The sequence below is a fragment of the Planococcus donghaensis genome (assembly GCF_001687665.2).
In the GTDB taxonomy this organism is placed as follows: domain Bacteria; phylum Bacillota; class Bacilli; order Bacillales_A; family Planococcaceae; genus Planococcus; species Planococcus donghaensis.
In genome coordinates this window covers 993,690-1,008,347 of the sequence record NZ_CP016543.2, presented here as the reverse complement: position 1 = coordinate 1,008,347, position 14,658 = coordinate 993,690, and the positions used below count along the sequence as shown (strand labels likewise).

Here is a 14,658-nt window from a genome sequence, read left to right as displayed (position 1 = left end):
CTGTGTGAGCGAAAAAGAATATTCGATGAAAGAAGCTATGCTGTTTAGTCAACGCATTGGTCAATTGTCAAAAGCACTGTGGAAAGCGGTAGAAAAAGATTGGCAAATGTGGATAAAACCTTATGATTTGAATATCAATGAACACCACATTCTTTGGATCTCTTATCATTTAAAAGGAGCTTCAATTTCAGATGTAGCCAAATTTGGGGTAATGCATGTTTCGACCGCTTTTAACTTCTCAAAAAAATTAGAAGAACGCGAACTGCTTTCTTTTTCAAAACGCGACACAGATAAAAGGAATACTTATGTACAGCTAACTGAAAAAGGCGAGGCTTTAATGCAAGAAATGATTGAGAACTATCACGAAACGCCTCATTCTGTGATTGACGGTTCTTTGCCTTTACGCGAGCTATATGGAAAGTTCCCAGAATTTATGGATATTATGGCAGTAATCCGCAATATTTATGGAGATGATTTCATGGAAATTTTTGAAGCTTCTTTCAAAAATATTGAGAATAAATTCAATGAAGAAAACCACGTAATCACGCATCAAGAAACCCAGCAATAACAAGTAATTTGCTAAAAAAAATTTATGGTTGCATTTCCTTATAAATCATTGTATTGTATGTAGCGAATCAAAAATGAATTTAGTAATAGGGGATGCAAACATGCACTGCTGGAAAACAATTAACTTAAAAAAACAATATGGATTTGACCGGCTTTTCATGATTTCGGCACTTTTTGGAATCGCTGTGTTTATGACTGCCTATATAGGACTTACAATCATATATGCCACTCCTTTATCCGATCAGTATTTCCTCTTTTTTATACTGGCCGTACTTGGCATTTATCCACTTCATAAGCTTTTGCATTTCTTACCATTAATTGGATGTTATAAATCATTAAAATTTATTATTCGCAAACAAATGAAGGTTTGTCCTGCTATATCGCTTCATATTAACGAGCCCGTGCCAAAAATTCGGTTTCTATTATCACTGGCAACCCCTTTTCTCGTACTAAATACGGTTTTGGTAACGCTAAGTGTGATGTATCCGGCTTTTACTCATTACTTTGCTATGCTTTTGGCTTATCATTGTGCATTATGTTTAACAGACATCATCTATCTTCGTAACTTGGCGCGTTCACCTAAGTATGCGCTAATTGAAGAAACAGATACAGGTTTTGAAATTCTTGTGCCTCCGGTGATGAGCTGATATCTGCTTTTTCTTTCCTTTTTTGTTATACTAGGAAGTAAAGTTAGAGGGGAGGAAATTCATGATTATCGCGTTTATCGTTATGTTCTCCGTATTTTATCTTTTTCAGATCAATCGGATGACATTGGCATTAGTTACTTCTCGGGAAATCCCGGAAGAAAATCATCAAAAAATATTCCGGACAATTAATATATTAATTACAATACTACTGGTATCGTTGTATGTAGGCGTAGAGTTTACACCTTAAATCACTTGCCTCCTGGCAAGTGTATTTTTTTAGGAACTTTGCATACTTCATTACATTTATAGTATAGTAACTACTGCATGTACATAGAAAGTTGGGAGCGAATTTTATGAAAAAGTCTTTTTTAACATTTACCTTAGCAGCATCTGTACTAGCTTTATCTGCTTGTAGCGACAGCGGTGATGGAGAAGCTATCGTAACTTCTGATGTTGGCGATATCACAAAAAATGAGCTTTATGAAGAAATGAAAACTTCTATTGGTGAGCAAGCGATTCAGATTTTACTAATCGAAAAAGTACTTGCTGACAAATACGAAGTTACTGACAAAGAAGTAAACGCTGAATACGACAGTAACAAAGAAGAACTTGGCGAAGAATTTGATCAGTTTCTTGCTCAAAATAACCAAACAGAAGAAAGCTATAAAAAAGTAATTCGTTTAAACTTATTACAAGAAAAAGCTTTAACTGAAGGCGTAGAAGTAACTGACCAAGAAATACAAGATTACTACGACCGTCAAGGTACGGAGTTAAATGCTCGTCACATTCTTGTTGCTGATGAAGAAACTGCGAACTCGCTTAAAAAGCAATTAGATGAAGGCGCAGATTTTGCGAAATTAGCCGAAGAAAATTCAACGGATACTGGCTCTGGTGCAAACGGTGGTAACCTTGACTGGTTCGGACCAGGAGCAATGGTTCCTGAATTCGAAGAAGCTGCTTATGGACTTGAAGTCGATGAAATTAGTGAGCCTGTAGCATCAGAATATGGTTTCCACATCATCCAAGTTCTTGAGAAACGTCAAATTGAAGACCAACCAGCTTTAGAAGATCAAAAAGAAGAGCTGCGTACAGAATTAGCCCTTTCAAAAGCAGATCAGACGACGTTGCTTCCTAAAGTTGCTGAACTAATGAAAGAAGCCAATATTAAAATTAAAGACGAAGATCTTGAAGGTGCTTTGGATGATATCTTAAATCCAGAAACTCCTGAAGCTCCAGCTGAATAATAAACAAAACCGCCTCAACAGTTATCTTCATAACTTGTTGAGGCGGCTTTTTCGTTACATGCTTATTAAATTTTCGGTTTGTAAAACGAACGATTGTCTAGCGCAAAAACTCGCTCAGAAAACTCGCCTTCTTTAGTCTTGCCAAGTACTCGATCCAACATCATCATTTTCGCATCGATGTTGTCAATATAATGAAGCATTTCGGCTTCTTTGAGCATTGGTTTTTTCGGGCTTCCCCACTCTTCTTTGCCATGATGTGACAGGATAATATGCTGTAAGAGCATGACTTCTTCTCCCTCAATCTCTAGCTCTTCTGCAGCTTTCGCAACTTCGGTTACCATGATTGATATATGACCGATTAAATTACCTTCTACTGTATAAGTGGTCGCGATAGGTCCAGATAACTCGATGACTTTACCAATATCATGTAAGATGATTCCTGCAAATAACAAATCTTTGTTCAGTCCAGGGTAAATCTCTGTTAAAGACTTTCCTAATTTCAACATCGATACAACATGATCTGCTAATCCCGAAACATAATCATGATGATTACGTGTTGCTGCTGGATATGTTAAAAATTGCTGCTGGTATTTTTTCAGCATAAAACGCGTGATTCGTTGGATTTGAGGGTTTTCCATTTCGAACAAATATTTCATCACTTCTTCGAGTAATTCATCTGCTGATTTTTCAGAAGAAGGCATTAAATCAGAGATTGATTGATTTTCTTCTGGTTTCGCTGGGCGAATGCTTTTAATGCGTAATTGGTTTTTTCCACGGTAATTATGGATTTCTCCACCAACGCGAACAATTACTTCAGCTGCGAACATTTTTTCCTGTTCATCTTTTGTGTCCCATAATTTCGCTTCAATATCTCCGCTCTTATCTTGTAACACGAGCGAAATAAATGGATTTCCAGTAGTCGTGACTCCTTTAACTGATTGCTTGATCAGTAAGAATACATCGACTGTTTCTCCGACTGCGTACTGTGTAATTCCCTTGGTCATGAATGAACGCTCCTTTCGGTATTGGCCAAATGAATGATTTGTGCAGATGGCCAAGCCTGTTGCATGTCTTCGTGGCATGTAAAATAAATGAATTGATGCTCTTCTTGCAACTCTTTTACTAAGTTTATCATTTGCTGCAACCGACTGCGATCAAAATGGACAAAAGCATCATCCATAATAAAAGGAAACGGATGGCTTTGTTTCATAGAAACAGCTAATGACAGTCTCAATGCCAAATAAGCTTGTTCTTTTGTCGCTTGGCTTAGTTCTGCTATCGGAAAGTAAGTGCCGTCTTGACGCTTAGCTTCAAAAAAGCCTGTTTGATTCATGCTCAGTTTTTGGTATGCCCCATTGGTTAGTTTACTAAAATAACGCTGGGCATTGGTCAATACAGCAGGAAGTTTTTTCTCTTTCAGTTCATTCATAGTTTGGTTGATCGCTTCGACTATCGCTTTGTTTACGGACCACTGCTTGGCTAAATCAACAAACCTTGCTTTAGCTTCTTCGAATTGCTGGAGCTTTTCTTCATACGATGTATCTGATACTAGCATTTGTGTCAGTTGTTGTTTGTCCGCTTGCTCTTTCAACAACTCATTCCGCTCCACTTTTAACTGGTTTAAAGCTGATTGAATTTGTTCGATTGCTCGTTGTGCATCTTCAAGCTCCCAGTTTGGTCGCCCTTCTACATTACCAATCGATTGTAATTGCGCTTGGGTCAATTGGAGTGCTCGTTTCATTTCCTGTTTTTTCTCCCACTGATCAGCTAATCGATAAAAATCAAATACTTCTTCCGCATGAGCATATGTCAATAAGGTTTGTTGATCTTTTTCAAGCTGTTTCTGGAGTGCACGTAATTGATCGTACTTTTCTTGCAAACTGTTTTGTTCACTTTTGACTTTATTCCAGTGTTCTTGCTTTTGTTTTCGTACCGATAATTCTGAGCGTAATGATGCAATCAGTCCTTCAATTGCTATGTCTTTTCCGCATGCTTTTTGTGCTTTGGCTAGCCATTCATTTTGCTGGGCTTTTAATTGCTCAATCTCGTCCTTAATACGCAATAGACGTGAAGAAGAAGCATGAACTTTTCTCAACTTTTCAAAAAGCTCCATTGCCATGGTGCGCCGAACCGTTGAACTCAAACCAATTTCAAGCAACAATTGCTGATAAGCTGTTTCAGCTTCAGAATTTGACTTGATAGAAGAGTAATTGGCTACATTTTTCTTGCTCTTCTCAACATTGTTCATCAATGCATCCAGTTGCAAGTCAAACTCTGCCACTTTTTTCAAAATTGTTTCGTATTCTTGTTCTTTACCATTGTATCTTTCGAGTAGTTCAGCATAGTTTGCTGGCAACTCGTCAGATTTTGCCGTTTTTGCAAAAAGCCATAGACCCGTACCCAAAGTTGCTAGGCCAATCACGATTAGTAAAATAGTGGCCTGAAAAAAACCATAAATTGCAACAAGTAACCCGACGCCTATTAACGCAAATGTAACCAGTCGGTCTTGGGCTGCGCTGCCATTTTGAAAATTTAAAGCGGCTTTAGCTTCTGCTAACTGAGACGAGATTCGCGGCCACTCTTCTGCAGCTAGTCGTTCTTTTTCTGTTGGTTCTTGCGCTAGAAAATTTGCTAAATCTTGTTCTGCGCGTGCCAAGTTATTTTTTTCTTCTTGCAAACTACGTTGAGTAAAACGCTGATTTTCATCTTCTAAATCTAACTCTTTTAACCGCTCTGCTAACTGCTCTTCTTGGTTTAAAGAAACATCCACATTCATCGCTTGTTGTTCAGTAAGTCCGAGAAGAGCTAATAGTTCGTCTCGTTCTTCCGTTAACTCGATTGCCTCATTTTGTTTTTGAACCAATTGAACGTTTAATTGATGCCAATCGGATTCACGGTTTAACAAATTCTCAATAAGCTCCATGGAGTCTGCTTTTTCCGGATTAGCTAAACGATTGAGCTGATTGGTTACATACTCCATCTCTGCTTTAGTTTGCGTCACCTGATCTACTAAACGGTCCATTTGTCTTCTACCTTCAGCAGGAAACTGATCGATTTCCAATTTGTCTAGCTGACTAGTCAATGTCAATTTCTCCGCAAATAATGGCGCTGCTTGTTGCCATTTTGTAATTTCTTTAAGCTCTTGATCTTTTGTCATTTCTTCATCTTCTATCGCCTGTAAGCGGTGTGCAATAACCTGTAACCGTTCAATTGAGGGGCTATAAAGTTCGGCTCGCTGTCGGTAGTCTTTTAACTCTTTTTCCATTTCACGAAGTTCTTCAGCTAATGCATTTACTAACGGCTTGCGACCACTTTTTTTAAATAGCTCTCCCATTTGTTTTTCCAGCTGGCTTTCTAAATGCGTTAAGGCATCAATACCTGTGGTACCTGAAGCGAGTAGTGTGCGACTGAGTTCGGTTTCACTCAGTTGATCGAGTCCTTGTAATTCATGAACCGAAAACGAAAAAATCGCTTCAAAAGAAGCGCGATCGTAATTTCGTAATACTTGTTTCAACTCAGCTTCTCCACCTCGTCGACCGTCTTCAAACGTTATCGTTACATCCCCAGCTGATTTTCCTTTAATCCGTTCAATGACCAACTTGCCGTATTGAGGATCTGTTAAGTAAAGCTGTCCGCCATACTTCCCACCACTTTTCGGCTCATAACGAAGTTGTATTTGGTTGCGTGCTGGAAATCCAAAAAGAACTTGAATGATAAATTGCTGAATGGTCGTTTTTCCAGCCTCATTCGGTCCATCAAACAAAATCATTTGTTGTCCTAATTCAATGGTTCGGTTTTCATGTTTGCCGAAGCCGTAAATCACTAATTTATCGATTTTCATGCGATCACTCTCCCGCCTGCATCGTGCGTCGAATTTTTTGAGCAGCTGTTAGTTGGAGCTCTTTAATGGTTTGCTCTTCTACAGCTTCCAAAAAACGACTGCTTTTCGAATGTTGATACAAGTCCTGTAACACTATTTTCCAGTCATCTGTTTTCCAACTTTCCATTGTGTCGATTAATGTAGCGCCTAACGGTGAAAGCCCTCTATCTTGTGCTGCTTGCTGCAGATGTACCGCTTGAATCCAAACAAAAGAATCCAATTCTTCCACGGATTCTCGGAGCAACTCTAACAGTTCACTCTCTGGAATTTTAGCAAGCAACTCGAAACTATCTTGGTCTAACTCGGTAAATATCAATTCTATAATGGCTGGTCCTACTGTTTCACTAAAAAGACTTAGCTGTTTTTGACAAGCCTCAATCAGTTCATTCATATGAATAATGCCTTTGCCAAATACCTCTACTTGATCAAATTGAACAACAGAAGTTGATACAAACTCTAATTGGGTCGCTGCTTTTGATAACGTCACTTCGTAAAAGCCTTTTTCACCCGATTCTTTCCTATGGCGACCTTGAATATTCCCGGGATATACCATCGCAGGCTCAAGATAGAGCTCTTGGCGCTTGTGGATATGCCCTAATGCCCAATAATCATATTGCTTACTAAGTAACTGCTCTTTTTTAAACGGGGCATACACAGCATGTGTAGCGTCTCCTTCTAAGCTGCCATGGAGAAGACCAATATGATAACAGTTTAAGTTTTCCGCAAGTGGATAATGATCAACCATGGATTCGCTCACATGGCGTTTGCCATAGCTGAAACCTGTAAAAATAACAGGACCAGCAGCTGTGTGTAGCGTGAACTGAGAAACCGCTTTATCAAAAACATGCACATTTTTTGGAAGTTCAAAGCGCGTCCAATTCCCACTCAAGTGATCGTGGTTACCAAAACACATAACAACGGGAATGTTTTGCTCCGCGAGTTGCTGCATTCCTTTTTGAAAACGAGCTTGCGCCCGAATATTCCGATCTTCTCCGTCATAAATATCGCCTACAATACACACAAAGTCTGGTGTAGTTTGTAGTGCATATTGAATCAGTCGATCAAACGCCGCTAATGTGCTGTCTTTCAACTGATTCCACTGTTCTTTTTGCAAGTCCTTCATGCCGATAAAAGGGCTACCTAAATGCAAATCTGCTGTGTGGATAAATCGAATCGACTCCATAAATAATCCCCTTTTAACTACCGAATATTTGTTCTTATTTTACCATGACCCGGTTATTTAAAAAACTGTTTGCAGAAAGTTTCCCGCAAACAGCCGAATAGCTCAAACCAATAGTTTTATTTTTTATTGCCTAAATGGATGGCTTTTCGAATATCTTTTAGCGACTGTGAAGAACCATACATTAAAACGCCTCCACGGTAAACACGTGCACCAAACCAACCAAGAATACCTATCGTCAACAGCATAATCCCAATCGACAGTAACGGCTCCCATAATGGCAAGTCGAGCATACCAACGCGTAAAAACATCACTAGCGGGGCGAAAAATGGAATGTAGGATGCAATGGTGACATAACTAGCTTCAGGCACTGAAATGCCGGAAAATGCAATTAGCGACCCGATAATGATTAAAATCATCATGGGCAACATAAGCTGCTGCACATCTTCTGTTCGACTAACTAATGACCCAAGCAATGCCGCAAGTACCGCATAAAGAAAATAGCCGAGTAGGAAAAAGAGTACCGCAAACAAGAATGTACTGATTTTCACTTCTGAAAAACCCATGACGCTAAATACTCCTTCAGTCAAATCCGTACCGACTGTTTTTATCGCAAAATAACCAGCGATTCCAAAAATCATCATTTGTAAAATACCAAGACTGCCGATACCTGCAATCTTTGCAAACATGTGTTTAACAGGTGACACACTCGAGATTAAAATTTCCATAACACGTGATGATTTTTCTGTTGCGACTTCCATGGCAATCATATTGGGATAATAAATAACAGCGACATAAATCAACATAATCAATACATAAACAAGCCCTCTTGCCTGACTCAATTCTTCTTGTGATTTAGAGGATTCAGAAACCGCTTGGCGTTCAAATTCAACAGGCATGAACAATTGATCTACTTGGCTTTCATCCAATCCGAGTGATTCAGCGGTAATTGTAGTATGTATTGCTTGAACTGCATTTTCAATTTCAGCCCCTCCACCCATTTCATTGGCAGATTCGGATACGTACCGTGCAGTTAATTGCTCGTCTATCATTAACACCAAATAATCATCAATGGTGCCTGATGTAATACTTTCTTGCAATTCTACTTCGGTTAAGGGAGTGGGTACAACTTCGATTTCACTATTCATTAATACTAATTGTGCTTGTAGCTTTTCGAGTAACTCTGCATTTTCACTAACGACATGAAGTGTATTCTCTTCATTTTCTTCTCCAGCAAAAATTGAAAAAATATTCGATATGTTTGCTAATAAGAAAAAAGCAGCGCCGACTATAGCTGTCGTAATAAGAAATGATTTTGTCCGGGCTTTTGTAATAAATGCTTGCTTGAAAATGATCCAAAAACTATGCATGTTGTTTTCCCACCTTTGCGATGAAAATCTCTTCTAGAGAAGGTTCTTCAACTGCAAAATGGCGAAGTGTGCCGAGTTTCATCGCTTCAGTCAACAATACCTGCGCAACTTGCTCATCGGTAATTTGAAAAACAGCACCATCTCTTGTTTTTGTAAAGTTATCGACTCCTGCAATTTCACATAAATGACTAAGATCTGCATCCATATTTATGCGAACACTTTGTTTACCAAAAGAACGTTTCACATCTTTTATTGATCCACCCACCACTACTTTTCCCCGGTCCAAAATGCTCATATTATCACATAATTCTTCTACATGGTCCATGCGATGACTAGAAAAAACAATCGTTGCTCCTTGTTTTTGAAAGTCTAAAATTGCTTTTTTTAACATTTCAACATTCACGGGATCTAGCCCTGAAAACGGTTCATCTAGTATTAATAACGATGGCTTATGTAAGAGTGATGCAATCAATTGAATCTTTTGTTGATTGCCTTTTGATAGTTCTTCTACTTTTTTCTGTCCATAATGCGGCACTTCAAAACGCTCTAACCAAGCAGTCGCTTCCCGCTTTGCATCTCCTTTAGACATTTTGCGCAGTTGCGCCAAATAAACTAGTTGCTCTTCTACTTTCATTTTGGGATAAAGTCCACGTTCTTCGGGTAAATACCCTATTTCTGGACTATTTGCATATGTAATGGGTTTTCCTTTCCAACGGACAGACCCTTGGGTCGGATCTAATAACCCCAAAATCATTCGAAATGTTGTCGTTTTCCCAGCTCCATTCGCCCCAAGAAATCCGTGCATTCCGCCTTCTTCTATTGACAGCGAAAGGTTGTCCACTGCTGTGAAATCTCCAAACTTTTTTGTTACGTGTTCAACTTGCAAAGCCATTTCATTCGCTCCTTTCTTTCTATTTACTACGAAACAACTGCCAAAATGTTTCAATAATTACAGGACTTTTTAAACGATAGCCTTTATACTTGAAATGAATATGCATTCAGAAAGGATTGATTTGAATTGAGAACTTACAAACTGACTGTATTCGAAAAAACAGGCAAACAGCTTCTAGACGAAACATTTACTGCTGAAACTGACGAAGAAGCACGCGGTAAAGGACAGGCGATGCTAGAAGAAAAAGAGATGATTAACCTCACGCACCGCTTAGCATCACCTGCTGGCAAACTTCTTCTTTTCCATTCATAAGCATTTAAAAAGCATGGCGGAAAAATCCCGCCATGCTTTTTAATGACCTTTAAACTCAGGCTTTCTTTTCTCGACAAAAGCTTGAATGCCTTCTATATGGTCTGCTGACTTACGCATTGCAGACTGTGCGGCTGCTTCCATTTCTAATACATGTACTAATTCTTCAACTTTTGTTTGGTGCAGAATATGTTTTGTTGCTAATTTCGCTTTCAGTGGAGAAGCAATTGCGACTGCAGCGTATATTTCAGCATGCTCAAGTCCGCGTCCTTCTGCTGTCACTTCCTCGATCAATCCTTTTGAAAGTGCATCGTGTGCTTTTAATTTTTGGCCAGCCCAAATGATTTGTTTCGCTTTTGCTACGCCGACACGTTCTTTCATGAAGAAATGGCCTCCGCCATCTGGCACTAGACCGATACCGATAAAGTTCATCGCTAACTTACTATTCTCTTCAGCGATTACATAATCACACGCTAATGCCATACTAAAAGCAAGTCCTGCTGATGCACCATGAATAACCGCAACCGTAATTTGAGGCAATGTATATAACGCTTTTGCCAAACGGCTCACATCTTTCATGACTACATCAATATCCATTGGATTTTCTGGATCCATCATTTCTTTAATGTCCCCACCAGCTGAAAATGCTCTTCCTTCCCCTCTAATAATTAACACTTGAACCGTACTATCTTGCTGTAGTGATTCAAAGCAATCCGCCAACTCTTTCATCATTTTCCCGTTCATGGCGTTCATTGAGTCTGGACGATTCAAAAGCAGTTGAGCGATCCGTCCTCGTTTTGTTAATTCGATTGTTTCGAACATAAAAAGAGACACCCCTTCGTAAAGATGAATTGTCATTCACCTTTACGTATTCGGCGTCTCTCTTTGTTATTCCTTTATTTTTGTAAAATTACATGCTTTCGTATAAAGATTGTACCGGCTTGATCAAGACACGGTTAACTTCTTCGATCATTTGGCTTAAGCCCATTTCAGCTTCTAGCATTGCAAGAATTTTTTCGTTTTGTTGAGCTTCTTGCGCTGTACTTTGTGCATTCATCATTTCTTCTTCAGTGATTTCTTCGCCTTGTGTTTGTTTTTGCTGAAGTGTGATTTGTAAATCACGGAAAGTCTTGAACAATTCGTTTGCTTGTTGGTCAGCAGTTACTTGCGCAACAGCTTCCTCTAATTTCTTGAACTCGTCTGTTGAGCGGAATGTGCTTTCCAATTTGTTAATGTCATCATAAATGTTTACTGTCATGTTCATCCATCTCCTCTAATTTTAGTTTAGTATCATGACGATGATTCCTTGGAAGACGCCAATAAAGCCTCCGAGAAATGCGCCCAATACGGTAATCATTTTAAATTCTCTCCGTGAAATCCCAAGCACCAACTCTTCTAAGCGACTGAGCGGCAGAGAATCGACTTGCTCTTTTACCATACCTTCCATATCAATTTTCAATATGGTTTCTTCCAGTTTATGCTCTCCTTGTTCAAAGACAAAGTCTATTACAAGGGGCGTAATATTGACACTTGTCCATTCTAACCCTCCAGGCCAAGTCTCTGCAAGTGTTGTGTTTAAACGCGTAGAAATTGCTGCTTTTTCACGGACATATTGTTTGACCGAACTCATTGCTGTGTCAAAATCAAACTCTTTTAGTAACTCATCCACTCTCCGATCTTGAACTTTATCCCACTCGCTATACGCTAATGTTCCTACAAGCTCGAAGGTTTTTGGAGAGTTGAGAAATTTAATGATTTCTGGTTGAATACGGTCAACCAAAGGTTTCGATTCCCCGAGCAATGAATGCAGCATATGACCAAAACGTCCACGTGATTCCAAAAATTCATCCAGTAATGACTTAATCGTTTGTCTGCCATGTGAAGATTCAAAATAATCGATTCCTTGATCTAATGCATATTGCACACCTTCAAACAATTTCGTCTCTGCTTCAGCTTTCCACTTGTCTGGCATCAATTCACGGATTGTTTTTCCCGCAATATACTGTTGCAAAGCTTCTTTTTGAAGTTCCACCAATTCATCTAGTTTTGCTTCAATTTTTGTATCCATTTCTGTTTGTCCAGCTGCTTGCAGCCAATCGTTAAATGTTTTCGGTGAGTCAAACAAATGCTTGTTTAACTGACGATTTATCCATTTTTCGGATTTCGACCGCATTTCCTGATTAAAAAATCGTTTTTTAAATGTATCCGGTGTTAATAAATGCTCGACAACCGTTCGTCCAAGTTGACGGGACAGTTCATCACGCCGTTTCGGTATGAGTCCGGGTGTCAGTGGCACTCGCCATTTCCCAATATATTTGGGCTCATAAGGCCAAAAGAGCATTTTAATGGCCAAGTGATTGGTCACTCCACCAATTAACGCTCCAACGATTGCCATAAAAATTAAGGTCACTAGTATGTTCACTTTTGTCACTCATTTCTTTTTCTGCTTTGTGTATTCCGTATATTCCCCTATAATGAAAAGAAGAACGCAAAGGAGGATCTACATGCTTCAGCATTTTAAATTTAAGCCGATGTTTGAAAATGATCAACTACCAGGGTGGGACATTTCCTTCTTTTATAAAAACGAACGCATAACAGGAGAATACCATCCCGATGGCAGCATCGTTTGGAAGTCAAAGACTCCTCAAGATGAAGAAACCATTAAAACAATGATTCACGAGCTAATGCTCTATCATGTATACGATTAAAGCGCTGGAATGTTCCAGTGCTTTTTTTACGTTCTTCTAATTATAAGGAAGGCTCGCTCAATTTAACAGCGATAGCTTCTTTCCCTAGAAAAAAGGAATGTCCTTTACCCAATAGATTGGGTGTGGGACATTCCTGATTGAATTTTGTACATTTGATAATAGATACCGCCAAGCTTCATCAATTCTTCGTGACTGCCTGCTTCAGCGATTGTGCCTTTTTCTAATACCAGTATGCGATCGGCGCTTTTAATTGTAGATAACCGATGCGCAATGATAAATGTTGTCCGGCCTTTTTTCAATACGTCCATGGCGTGTTGGATAATCTCTTCTGTCTCTGTATCAATATTAGAAGTGGCTTCATCCAATATCAAAATCGCCGGATCAAATGCTAACGCGCGTGCAAAAGATACTAATTGACGCTGACCTGAAGACAACGTGCTTCCTTTTTCAACAACCGGTTCATCGATTCCTTTTGGCAAATGATTTAAGACACGCTCACCCCCGACTGCAGCCAATGCATCAATTACCATTTCCCGCGTAATTCGCTCATCGCCTAATGTGATATTCGATTCGATCGTCCCACTGAACAAATAAGGGTCTTGCAAAACTATCCCCATATGCTCTCTGACCGATTGTCTCGGCATGTCATTGATATTGACTCCATCAATGGTAATCGCGCCTTTAGACACGTCGTAAAAACGAAACAGCAAATTCATTATCGAACTTTTCCCTGATCCAGTATGACCAACCAGTGCTATAGTTTCTCCCTGTTTGGCTGAAAAAGAAATATCTTTTAATACATATTCTTTCTCCTTATAAGCAAACCAGACTTTCTCAAACTGAACATTGCCTTTGTAGCGTGCAATTTTCTTATCAACCACTGCTTCTCCTTTTTGGTCAAGCAAGCGGAATACTCTTTCCGCTGCTACTAACGCTTGCTCTAATCGTCCAAACTGATTGACGATCCCACTAATTGGATTAAACAGTCGGATAATATAATCAACAAACGCATACAAAACTCCGACTGTAACAACCGTATTTCCGGATATAGATGCACTTCCAAAATACCAAACAAAAAGGATGAACGTCATCGAACGAAGTACACCGACTAAATTATAAGAAGCAGCACCTTCAAGCACGAGTAATTTTTTTTGGTATTTGTAATGCTCATCGTTTAGTTGTTCAAATTCATCTTTCATTTTGCGTTCACGTCGAAATGCTTGAATAATTGTCATTCCTTGAATCGACTCATTAATCATGGCATTCATTTCACTGACTTTCTCACGGACAATATGGTTATAGCGAGCTGCATATTTTCGGTAAACCAACATCCAAATGTATAGCAGTGGGATTAGCACTAGTGTCATGGCGGCCATTTTCCAGTCGAGATAAAACAAAGCAATAAAAATACCACCCATATACATAAAGCTTGTCGCAAATTGAGACAACACTGTTACAAACAAATCACGGATCGCTTCCGTATCATTTGTAATGCGTGCAACCACCTTACCTGCTGGCAAATTATCAAAGTATCGAATCGGCAAAGTTTGTGTATGCTCGTATACATCGTTACGCATTTTCCGAATAATTCCATTGGCCCCTTTTTGTAAATAAACAGATTGCCAATAGCGAAATAGCGCTGTAACAATCGCTAATATGAAAAACAAGATTAATAAGTAGGCAATCGGCTCAAACTCTACCGCACTCCCCGATACAGCTATATGATTGTCAATAATTTCTTTGGCAATTAATGGAGCTGCTAAATCAGCGGCCACTGCAATAGCGAGCATGATTAACCCTGTTATCAGTACTCGTTTAAAATTCAACGCGTATTGTAATAATCGTTTTCCTGTCCCCATGC

15 protein-coding genes are annotated in these 14,658 nt (G+C 39.2%); 6 read left to right on the top strand and 9 right to left on the bottom strand.

Going from position 1 to position 14,658, the window contains the following annotated elements:
• Positions 1-4: 4 nt before the first annotated feature.
• The 4 genes from BCM40_RS04980 to BCM40_RS04965 all read left to right on the top strand — a co-directional run bounded on the left by BCM40_RS04980 (position 5) and on the right by BCM40_RS04965 (position 2,458).
• Positions 5-568 (top strand): HTH-type transcriptional regulator Hpr, encoded by a 564-nt coding sequence (locus BCM40_RS04980; RefSeq protein WP_065526889.1) that lies wholly within the window; start codon positions 5-7, stop codon positions 566-568.
• A gap of 100 nt (positions 569-668) precedes the next feature.
• The gene (locus tag BCM40_RS04975; RefSeq protein WP_065526890.1) at positions 669-1,214 is read left to right on the top strand and encodes a DUF3267 domain-containing protein; all 546 of its coding nucleotides are present in this window, start codon (positions 669-671) and stop codon (positions 1,212-1,214) included.
• A gap of 61 nt (positions 1,215-1,275) precedes the next feature.
• Entirely contained in the window at positions 1,276-1,461 is a 186-nt protein-coding gene (locus BCM40_RS04970; protein WP_006828367.1) for a hypothetical protein, read from the top strand.
• 106 nt (positions 1,462-1,567) lie between these two features.
• Positions 1,568-2,458, top strand: a complete 891-nt coding sequence (locus BCM40_RS04965) for a peptidylprolyl isomerase (RefSeq protein ID WP_065526891.1) — start codon at positions 1,568-1,570, stop codon at positions 2,456-2,458.
• Positions 2,459-2,523: 65 nt separating this feature from the next.
• Here BCM40_RS04965 and yhaM read toward each other — a convergent pair whose 3' ends face one another.
• The 5 genes from yhaM to BCM40_RS04940 form a co-directional block, all read right to left on the bottom strand.
• Positions 2,524-3,462 (bottom strand): 3'-5' exoribonuclease YhaM, encoded by a 939-nt coding sequence (gene yhaM / locus BCM40_RS04960; RefSeq protein WP_008430630.1) that lies wholly within the window; start codon positions 3,460-3,462, stop codon positions 2,524-2,526.
• Positions 3,459-6,299, bottom strand: a complete 2,841-nt coding sequence (locus tag BCM40_RS04955) for an AAA family ATPase (protein WP_065526892.1) — start codon at positions 6,297-6,299, stop codon at positions 3,459-3,461. Before BCM40_RS04955 ends, yhaM begins: the two co-directional genes overlap by 4 nt.
• Positions 6,300-6,303: 4 nt before the next feature.
• Positions 6,304-7,521: a metallophosphoesterase family protein gene (locus tag BCM40_RS04950; protein WP_065526893.1), complete on the bottom strand. Its 1,218-nt coding sequence runs from the start codon at positions 7,519-7,521 to the stop codon at positions 6,304-6,306.
• A gap of 116 nt (positions 7,522-7,637) precedes the next feature.
• On the bottom strand, positions 7,638-8,888 hold the full coding sequence (locus tag BCM40_RS04945; RefSeq protein WP_065526894.1) for an ABC transporter permease: 1,251 nt from the start codon (positions 8,886-8,888) through the stop codon (positions 7,638-7,640).
• Positions 8,881-9,780: an ABC transporter ATP-binding protein gene (locus BCM40_RS04940; RefSeq protein ID WP_065526895.1), complete on the bottom strand. Its 900-nt coding sequence runs from the start codon at positions 9,778-9,780 to the stop codon at positions 8,881-8,883. The genes BCM40_RS04945 and BCM40_RS04940 overlap by 8 nt, the downstream gene beginning before the upstream one ends.
• A gap of 126 nt (positions 9,781-9,906) precedes the next feature.
• On the opposite strand from BCM40_RS04940, the gene BCM40_RS04935 reads away from it, so the two are divergent.
• Positions 9,907-10,092, top strand: coding sequence for a YhzD family protein (locus BCM40_RS04935; RefSeq protein ID WP_065526896.1), 186 nt, complete (start codon positions 9,907-9,909; stop codon positions 10,090-10,092).
• Between the two features lie 39 nt (positions 10,093-10,131).
• On the opposite strand, the gene BCM40_RS04930 is transcribed toward BCM40_RS04935, so the two are convergent.
• The 3 genes from BCM40_RS04930 to BCM40_RS04920 form a co-directional block, all read right to left on the bottom strand.
• Positions 10,132-10,911: an enoyl-CoA hydratase gene (locus BCM40_RS04930; protein ID WP_065526897.1), complete on the bottom strand. Its 780-nt coding sequence runs from the start codon at positions 10,909-10,911 to the stop codon at positions 10,132-10,134.
• An 88-nt stretch (positions 10,912-10,999) separates the two neighbouring features.
• A complete protein-coding gene (locus BCM40_RS04925; protein WP_065526898.1) occupies positions 11,000-11,347 on the bottom strand; it encodes a YlbF family regulator in 348 nt (115 codons plus the stop codon).
• Positions 11,348-11,368: 21 nt separating this feature from the next.
• Positions 11,369-12,484, bottom strand: coding sequence for a DUF445 domain-containing protein (locus BCM40_RS04920; RefSeq protein ID WP_065527738.1), 1,116 nt, complete (start codon positions 12,482-12,484; stop codon positions 11,369-11,371).
• 109 nt (positions 12,485-12,593) lie between these two features.
• Here BCM40_RS04920 and BCM40_RS04915 point away from each other — a divergent pair, with 109 nt between their 5' ends.
• The gene (locus BCM40_RS04915) at positions 12,594-12,797 is read left to right on the top strand and encodes a YheE family protein (RefSeq protein WP_008430643.1); all 204 of its coding nucleotides are present in this window, start codon (positions 12,594-12,596) and stop codon (positions 12,795-12,797) included.
• 104 nt (positions 12,798-12,901) lie between these two features.
• Here BCM40_RS04915 and BCM40_RS04910 read toward each other — a convergent pair whose 3' ends face one another.
• Complete coding sequence (locus tag BCM40_RS04910; protein ID WP_065526899.1) at positions 12,902-14,656, bottom strand: ABC transporter ATP-binding protein; 1,755 nt, start codon at positions 14,654-14,656, stop codon at positions 12,902-12,904.
• Between the last annotated feature and the right edge of the window lie 2 nt (positions 14,657-14,658).